We start from the raw sequence: 1,208 nt of genomic DNA, 5'->3' as shown, positions 1-1,208 counted from the left end.
GTCAGCGAGTGTCCGAGGATGTCGTGCAGGTCGCGGGCGGCGCGGGACCGCTCCTCGGCGACCGCGAGCCGACCGATCTCCTGTTGGGCGGCGCGGCGGTAGGCGGTAACGCGGATCAGCGACCGGCGTCCGGTCCGGACGCCGGCGGGCGCGGTCAGGGCAGGGTGTCCAGGTGCGGGCCCACCGTGTTGGCGAAGCCGTTGCCGTTGCTGACGTCCCAGTTCACCGACCAGGTCATCGCGCCCCGGATGCCGGGGTAGGTGCGCGGCGGGCGGAAGCTACCGCAGTTGGTGCCTCGGGCCAGGCAGTCGAGGGCGGCGTTGACCACGCTGGGCGCGACGATGCCGCTGCCGGCCGCCCCCGCTCCGGCGGGCAGGCCGAGGCCGACCTGGTCGGGGCGGAGCCCGGCCTCCAACTGGATGCAGGCCAACGCGACGATGAAGTTAACGGTGCCCTGACCATAGGCGGCGTTCTGGTCGCAGCCGAGCATCGCGCCGGAGTTGTAGTACTGGGTGTTGACGACTGTGAGGATGTCCTTGATGTCGAGCGCCAGCTTGAAGTAGCCGCCGGCAGGGTTCTGCATGTCGATGGTCTGCGGCGCCATCGCGATGATCAGGCTTGATCCGACAGTGGCTCGCAGCGCGCGCAGCGCCTGCGCCATGTACGTCGGGTTGAGCCCGTTCTCCAGGTCGATGTCGATCCCGTCGAAGCCGTACCGGGCGATCAACGCGGCTGCCGTGTCGGCGAACGCGGCGGCCGACGCGGCGTTGTTCACTGTTACCCGGCCGGTCTCACCACCGACGGAGAGGATGACCCGCTTGCCCCGGCTGTGCAGGGTGCGGACGTCGGCGGTGAAGTCCGCGTCGGTGTAACCACCGAGCGAAGCGGCCAGCCCGGGGTCGACGCCGAAGGTGAGCGCGCCGGGAGTCGCGGTGGCCTCGGCGAAGGCGACCGCCACCAGGTCGTACTCGGCGGGGACGTCGCGTAGCCGCAGCTCGACGGCGGGGTTGTCGAAGTTGTGCCAGTAACCGGTGAGCAGGTGTTTCGGCAACCCACCGGTGGGCGGGTCGGTCGGTGGGGGCGTGGTCGGCGGCGGCGTGGTCGGCGGCGGCGTGGTCGAGGCGATGGACGTGGTCCGGATGGTGCTGGTCTGTCAGGTGGGCCGGGAGCTGGTGGGTCTGATCAACTCGCACGGTCCGTACGCCGTC

Annotated in this window: 2 pseudogenes; one reads left to right on the top strand and one right to left on the bottom strand. The window is 70.7% G+C overall.

Going from position 1 to position 1,208, the window contains the following annotated elements:
- Positions 1–154 precede the first annotated feature (154 nt).
- Positions 155–1,132: pseudogene (locus AB0C20_RS36240) on the bottom strand (chitinase); the annotation flags it as partial.
- Between AB0C20_RS36240 and AB0C20_RS36235 the strand changes: the two are divergent.
- Positions 1,119–1,208: pseudogene (locus AB0C20_RS36235) on the top strand (acetylglutamate kinase); the annotation flags it as partial. The pseudogenes AB0C20_RS36240 and AB0C20_RS36235 sit on opposite strands and share 14 nt — an antisense overlap.

Origin of the sequence: Micromonospora sp. NPDC048843 (genome assembly GCF_040649965.1) — a bacterium.
GTDB classification, from domain to species: Bacteria; Actinomycetota; Actinomycetes; order Mycobacteriales; family Micromonosporaceae; genus Micromonospora; species Micromonospora hortensis.
The sequence above is the reverse complement of the archived record's forward strand: the minus strand, read 5'-3'. Positions and strand labels throughout refer to the sequence as shown.